The following is a 6,819-nucleotide window of genomic DNA, read 5'->3' on the forward strand; positions in this document are numbered from 1 at the left end:
GTCAGGTCCGGGAAATCGCGCTTGGCCGCGAGCGCCAGGGCGATTTCCCGGACCTGACGATCCTGCTGATGACGGGTTTCGCCGACCAGCGCGAACGGGCCCGCGGCCTGGACGCGATCGTCACCGACGTGCTGACCAAGCCCTTCTCCCTGGCGGACCTGCGCGCCACGGTGAACCGGGCGCTGGCCGCCTGATCGCTCGGATTGCGGCCTCCTGCTCGGATCTTCCGGTTCAGCTCCCGGTGCAGGCCCGGTCCAGCCTCCTTGGCCCGGCCGCGGGAACGTCCCGTTCACCCTAACCCCTGTTCATCGTCCCCCATCGGCGTGAAGCCCCTTTCATCGGTCGGGTTCACGCTCGTTTAAGGACGATGGTTAGGCCGCTCTTCAGGCAGGTCCCGCAGTCTTCGTCTCGGAAGCGATCCGACACATCCAAGATCGGCAAGGCGGGCCCTACCATGCATCGTGAAGCCGAAGCGCGCTATCCGACCGGCCCCCACGACGCCGAGGACGACCATTGGGAGCGTGACGAGCGCCCGCGCCGGGGTCTGTTCTCCCGGCTGTTCTCCCTGGTCAAGCTCGCGGTCTTCCTGATTCCACTGGCGTTGTTCGGCTACAGCTACTTCGTTACCGATTGCCGGGCCGGCTCGACAGGTGGGGGCGTCGGTCAGTTCCTCGCGGCCGGCGTCTGCGCCCGCAACGAGATCGTGGGCAGCGCCTTCTCGCTCCAGGACAACCTGAACGCCCTGCGGCGCGTCATCAACTGAGACCGTGTCCGCCTGATCGAAGCCGGCACGGTATCAGGAAGCCCGCGCGGCGCTCGAGCGAAGCCGAAATCCGCATCGCGAAGCGAACGAGTGGATTTCGTACGACGCCGTCTTCCGTACCGGTCCTGCAGACATTGCCGCATTAGCCCTTTTCCGACGAGATCGACTGATGAGCTCCCCGTCCTTCGAGACCGCCCCGTCCGGCGCCGCGCCGACGGAGGCCGATCTGTTCCGGCAGCGCATGGCCCGTGCGGCGCCGCTCCAGCCCGGCTCCTCCGGCGCGCCGCGCCGGAAGCGGACCGTACAGGGGCTGGGCAAGAGCGGCGGGTTCCGCCTCGGCTGGAAGAGCTGGCTCGCGATCGACGTGACGTTCCTGATCGTTCTGCTCGCGGTGGTGGTGGCGTGGCAGCCCGTCACGACCTGCCGCGAGCAGGAGCAGAAAACCGGCTTCTACGCGGGCGACTCGGTCAACAAGTGCATCCGCCGCGGCATCAACGAGCGGCTGAACCGGGCCGATCAGCGCATCAAGATGCTGATCCGCGGCTCGGGGCATTGAGCGCCGGCCCCGCATCCCGACGCATCGGGACGCGGGCCTCGACCGACCTCAGAACAGCCCATCGATCTGGCCGTTCTCGTCCAGCCGGATGGTGTCGGCCGCCGGAACCCTGGGCAGGCCCGGCATGGTCATGATCTCTCCGCAGATCACCACGACGAAGCCGGCGCCCGCCGAGAGGCGCACGTCGCGCACCGACACCACGTGCCCGTCCGGCGCGCCGATCAGGGTCGGGTCGGTGGAGAACGAATACTGGGTCTTGGCCATGCAGACCGGTAGGTTGCCGTAGCCGTCCTTCTCGAAGGCCGCGAGTTTCTGGGCCGCCTTGCCCTCGATCTGGATACCGGAGGCGCCGTAGAGCTTGGTCGCGATCGCCTTGATCTTGTCCGACAGTTTGGCCTCCGCCTCGTAGGTGTAGGTCAGCGGCCTGGCCTCGCCCTCGGCGAGCTTGACGACGGCATGCGCCAGTGCTTCGGCGCCAGCGCCGCCATCCGCCCAGTGCTTGCAGGTGATCGCCTCCACGTCGAGCTTTTCGCGGCAGAGGTCGCGGAGTGTCGCGTGCTCGGCATCGGTGTCGGCGTAGAAGTGGTTCACCGCCACCACGACCGGCAGGCCGAACCCGCGCACGTTGGTGACGTGGCGGGCCAGATTCGCAAAACCCTTCTCCAGGGCGCCGATGTTCTCGGAGCCGAGGTCCTTCTTGTTGACGCCGCCGTGCATCTTCAGGGCGCGCACCGTGGCGACGATGACCACCGCCGAGGGCGAGAGCCCCGCCTGCCGACACTTGATGTCCAGGAACTTCTCCGCGCCGAGGTCGGCGCCGAAGCCGGCTTCCGTCACGGTGTAGTCGGCGAGCCTGAGGCCGGCGCGGGTGGCGATGACCGAGTTGCAGCCGTGGGCGATGTTGGCGAAGGGGCCGCCGTGGATCAGCGCCGGGTTGCCCTCCAGGGTCTGCACAAGGTTGGGCTGCAGGGCGTCCTTGAGGAGCACGGTCATGGCGCCCGTGGCCTTCACGTCCTTGAGCGTCACGAGCTTGCGGGCGCGGGTCTCGGCGATGACGATGCGGCCGAGCCGCTCCTCGAGGTCGGCCAGGTCCTTGGCGAGACAGAAGACCGCCATGACCTCGGAGGCGACGGTGATGTCGAAGCCGTCCTCGCGGGGGAAGCCGTTGGCGACGCCGCCGAGCGACTGGTTGATAGCGCGCAGGGCCCGGTCGTTCATGTCGACGACCCGGCGCCAGTGGATGCGGCGCACGTCGATGTCGAGTTCGTTGGCCCAGTAGACGTGGTTGTCGATCAGCGCCGCAGCGAGCGAGTGCGCCGAGGTGATGGCGTGGAAGTCGCCAGTGAAGTGCAGGTTGATCTGCTCCATCGGTACGACCTGCGCCTTGCCGCCGCCGGCAGCCCCCCCCTTCATGCCGAAGCAGGGGCCGAGCGAGGGCTCGCGCAGGCAGATCATGGTCTTTTGGCCGATGCGGTTGAGCGCGTCGCCCAGACCCACCGTCGTGGTGGTCTTGCCCTCGCCCGCCGGCGTCGGCGAGATCGCGGTCACGAGCACCAGCTTGCCCTCCGGCTTGCCCTCCAGGGAGGCGATGTAGCCGTGGTCCAGCTTGGCGATGTGCTTGCCGTAATGGTGCAGGGCGTCGTCGGGAATGCCGAGCTTGTCCGCGACCTGCGCGATCGGCTTCAGGGTTGCCGCGCGGGCGATCTCGATATCGGAGGGCATGTTTCCTCAACCTTGGCACGAGGGTATCGTGTGGCGTCCGGTCCGCCGGCTCTTGTCGTGCGGCCGTGTCGAGGCCGAGCGTCAGTGCACCTCACAAAACTCCCGATCCCCGGGAGCCCTCCCTCTGGCAACGACGGCGCAACGGGAGTTTTGTGAGAGACACTGAAGGCCGGCCGTTCGCGCCAATCTGCGCGAAGGCACGCCAAAAAGCGCGTCGATTTTTTTCCGCATGCCGACAAAATTACTTGCAGGTCGTCGTGACTTGCAGGTCGTCGTGACTTGCAGGTCGCCGGGTGACGGCCTTCAGCCCGTCATGGCGGTGGCCGTGTAGCCGGCCCTGGTCAGGGCGTCGGCGATGACGAGGCTCTGCGCGCCGGTCCGGATCGCCACGCGGGCGCCCGGCCGATCGACCGCGACCTCGGCCTGGGGATCGATCCGTTGGATCGCCCGTGTCACGGCCGCGGCGCAGCCGTCGCAGATCATGCCCTCGACGCGCATCAGCAGGTCGGCTCGGCTCTCGTCCATCGGGGGGCTCCGGCGCTGATGGTCACCCACCCGATGTCGGAGCCGGGCTTGGGCGGCGCAAGCGCCCCGCCTCAGAACCAGGCCGGCGTGGCGAAGGAGTAGTCGACCCGCAGCCCGAACTGGAACTGGTCCGGGTTGCCGAAGGGACGCCGGACCAGCGGCGAATCCCCCGCGGCGCCGAGGATGCGGGCATAACCGGCATAGGCCGTGTAGGCCCAGGTCTCGCTCTGCGTGTAGGTGGCCGCCCCGATCAGCCCGGCGGAGTAGAAGCTGCCCGGATCGTAGGGCGTGACCCGGCCGTTGACCCTCGCCGTCTCGACGGGGACCCCGAAATACTTCCGCGCGAAGCTCGCGTCGCCGATGTTGAAGCGCGGCCCGAGCGAGAACTGGAACCGGTCGAGGGGCAGGATGTAGTCGGCGCCCACCGAGCCGACCGTGCCGTGATGCCCGTAGACACCCTGCCGGATCTCCGCCCGCGTCCGGATCGAGGGCGTGGGATAGAACTCAATGAACAGACCGGGTTCCACGGCGAAGCGCGAATCGCGGAAGCCGAGGAGGTGGCGCCGGTCGTCGCCATAGTAGCGGCCGGGCACGAAGCGCGCCGTCGGGCCGAGGCGGACGGCCGCGTCGTCGTAGACCGAGAAGCTGAAGCCGTCGTCGGGGGCCGCGAAGCGCCGGGATTCGCCCGCGCGCCGCAGGTCAATCGCCGGATAGCCGATCAGGGTGGAATCCTCGGCGCCCGGATAGCGCGGCGTCACCTGGAGCGTGCCGCTCAGGGTCACGATCCAGGTGTTGGGGTCGATCCGGGTGAAGGCCGGCGGAGCCGACGAGAGGAGCGTGCCGAGGTCTGCCGCGAACGCGTCGCAGCCCAGGCCGACGACGAGGGCCAGGATCGCGAGGGCCGCGCGCGGCAGGAAGGCATGACGGGCCACTGTGTCCATGGCCGGTTTTATGGAGGGAAACGGGATGATCCGCATGGGTCTCGACGTGCTGGCGCCCGCAAACTCCGGCGCCGTGGCGATTCGGCAACGTTCCGCGGTTCCCGGGAAGCCGATGTCACACCGGATCGAAATCGCGCCGGCCCGCCCGCGGCGGCCTTGCCGGGCCGCGGGGCCTCGGCGACAACGGATCCGCCCCTCGATTCGGCCGTGCCGGGTCCGGGGCGGTGCGCGGCGTATCTCGTAGCAAGGGTAGCGAACAATCCGATGGTACGGGTCTTCGGCCGGCATGCGAGCCTGTTGGCCCTGGCGCTCCTCGGTGTCGTCGTGCTCGCTCCGCTCGCGGTGTTCCTGCCGCTCGCGGGCGCCCTGGCGCTCGCCGCCGCGGCCGCCCTCGGCACGCTGCTCGCCCACGGCCGCTCCGCCGGGCTGAAGGCGCGCTGCGACAAGCTCTCCCAGGAGGTCGACCTCCTCTCCAAGCGGCTGCTCAAGGCCGAGGCGTCGGCTTCAGCCCCGCCCCGCCTCGATCCGGGCCACGCGACCGTGCGGGTCGACGTGGAGGAGCTGACCGTGGAGATCGGCCTGCTCAGCGGCATCGTGCGCGACCTCACCGCGGTGGTCACGGCCCAGGACGGCGAGATCGCGCGGCTGAAGCACCTGGCCGAAGCGGCGCCGCCGCCGCCCGAGCCGGCCCTTCCGGTCCCGGTCGCCCCCGTGCCCATCCCCGTGCCCATCCCCATGCCCGCGCCAGCCCCGCCGCGCATCGCGGCGCCTGATCGGCCAGCGCCGGAGCCCGTCGCGAAGCTGTCCGCGGTCGAGCGTCCCGAGCCCGCAGCACCGATGGCGCGGCCGATCCCGCCCCGGCCCGTCGTCCCCCCGCGGGCGAGACCCGAGACGATCCGGGACGAGGCCATGGTCGCTGCCTTCGAGGGGGAAGGGCTGGAGGTCCATCTCCAGCCGGTGGTCAGCCTGCCGCAGCGCAAGGTCACGTCCTACGAGGCCCTGGCGCGGCTGCGGATCGAGGACGTGGTGCTCGCGCCCGAGACCTTCCTCCCGGCCCTGGAGCGGCACGGCCGCACCACCGAACTCGACCGGCGCATGCTCCGGCGCGTGGCCACGATCGCCCGGCACCTGGCCGGCCGCGGCAGCGACGCCGCCGTGACCTACGGCCTCTCGCCCCTGTCGCTGTTCGAGCCCGGCTTCCTGCGCGGGCTGGCGCGGCTGGTGGCCGACGAGCCGGCGCTCAACGGGCGCCTCGTCGTGGCGCTGCCGCAGGCGAGCTGGCGCAGCTTGGACGCCGAGCAGGCCAACGCCCTCCAGGCCCTGCGCGGCCGGATCGGCTTCATCCTCGACCGGCCGACCGACCTGCGCTTCGACGCCGCCGCGCTCGCCGCCCGCGGCGTCGGCCAGATCAAGGTGCCGGCCGAGCTGTTGCTGCGGCCGGGCCAGGCCCGCCGCACCCTGTCGGACATCGCGATCGAGGATCTCGTGGCGGCGCTGGCGCGGGTGAGCATCCGGCTGGGGGCCACCGCCGTCGAGGCCGAGGCCGACGTGCCGGACCTGATCGACCTCGACGTGCCCTTCGCCCAAGGCACCGTCTTCGCCGCCCCCCGCCCCGTGCGCGCCGACGTGCTCGCCGCGCCCCCGTCCGAGACCCCGCCGGAGAGCGAGGAGCCCCCCGAGCCGCCGCCGCAGAAGCGTCCGTTCCGCTCCTTCCTGCGCCGGGCGGGCTGAGGGCGTCTCCGCACGTCCCGGAATTGCCATCGGGACCGGGCTCGCCTAGAGCGCTCCCCGACGACGGGGATGCCGGTCCGTCCTCGGGACGCCCGATAGTGCCGAGCGGTCGGAGCCGTTCCCGGTCTTTGATCGACGCGCTCCCTTACGCCGAACCGGCGTCCACTCCGGCGGGGCGCGATCCAGGACCCGCCATGACGCAGACGCCCCCGACGATCCCGATCCTGCCCGGCCTCTCGGGGATCGCGGCCGATTACGACCTGATCCTCTGCGACGTCTGGGGCGTGCTGCACAACGGTACCTACGGCCACAAGGCCGCCGGCGAGGCGCTGATCCGATTTCGCGGGCTCGACGGCCCGCGCCCCCGCCGGGTGGTGCTGGTGTCGAACGCGCCCCGCCACTGGGCCGGCGTGCGCAAGATCCTGGACCGGTTCGAGGTCCCGCGGGAGGCCTACGACGCGATCCTGACCTCGGGCGACATCACCCGCGACATGCTGGAGACGCAGCCGGGCGCGCGCGTCCACCACCTCGGCCCGGAGCGCGACGCCTCGATCTTCCGCGACCTCGACCTGATCCTGGTG

6 protein-coding genes and 2 pseudogenes are annotated in these 6,819 nt (G+C 70.5%); 5 read left to right on the forward strand and 3 right to left on the reverse strand.

Going from position 1 to position 6,819, the window contains the following annotated elements:
* The 3 genes and pseudogenes from COGEMETH_RS24170 to COGEMETH_RS24180 form a co-directional block, all read left to right on the forward strand.
* Positions 1–194, forward strand: a pseudogene (locus COGEMETH_RS24170) (response regulator); the annotation flags it as partial.
* A gap of 260 nt (positions 195–454) precedes the next feature.
* On the forward strand, positions 455–763 hold the full coding sequence (locus COGEMETH_RS24175; RefSeq protein ID WP_238185222.1) for a hypothetical protein: 309 nt from the start codon (positions 455–457) through the stop codon (positions 761–763).
* Between the two features lie 169 nt (positions 764–932).
* A complete protein-coding gene (locus tag COGEMETH_RS24180) occupies positions 933–1,319 on the forward strand; it encodes a hypothetical protein (RefSeq protein ID WP_238185223.1) in 387 nt (128 codons plus the stop codon).
* 48 nt (positions 1,320–1,367) lie between these two features.
* On the opposite strand, the gene COGEMETH_RS24185 is transcribed toward COGEMETH_RS24180, so the two are convergent.
* The 3 genes from COGEMETH_RS24185 to COGEMETH_RS24195 all read right to left on the reverse strand — a co-directional run bounded on the left by COGEMETH_RS24185 (position 1,368) and on the right by COGEMETH_RS24195 (position 4,507).
* Entirely contained in the window at positions 1,368–3,041 is a 1,674-nt protein-coding gene (locus tag COGEMETH_RS24185) for a formate--tetrahydrofolate ligase (protein ID WP_238185224.1), read from the reverse strand.
* 303 nt (positions 3,042–3,344) lie between these two features.
* Complete coding sequence (locus tag COGEMETH_RS24190; protein WP_238185225.1) at positions 3,345–3,566, reverse strand: heavy-metal-associated domain-containing protein; 222 nt, start codon at positions 3,564–3,566, stop codon at positions 3,345–3,347.
* Between the two features lie 71 nt (positions 3,567–3,637).
* Positions 3,638–4,507 (reverse strand): MipA/OmpV family protein, encoded by an 870-nt coding sequence (locus COGEMETH_RS24195; RefSeq protein ID WP_238185226.1) that lies wholly within the window; start codon positions 4,505–4,507, stop codon positions 3,638–3,640.
* A 264-nt stretch (positions 4,508–4,771) separates the two neighbouring features.
* On the opposite strand from COGEMETH_RS24195, the gene COGEMETH_RS24200 reads away from it, so the two are divergent.
* Entirely contained in the window at positions 4,772–6,238 is a 1,467-nt protein-coding gene (locus COGEMETH_RS24200; protein WP_238185227.1) for an EAL domain-containing protein, read from the forward strand.
* 194 nt (positions 6,239–6,432) lie between these two features.
* Positions 6,433–6,819: pseudogene (locus tag COGEMETH_RS24205) on the forward strand (TIGR01459 family HAD-type hydrolase); the annotation flags it as partial.

The organism is Methylobacterium trifolii, assembly GCF_022179685.1.
GTDB classification, from domain to species: domain Bacteria; phylum Pseudomonadota; class Alphaproteobacteria; order Rhizobiales; family Beijerinckiaceae; genus Methylobacterium; species Methylobacterium trifolii.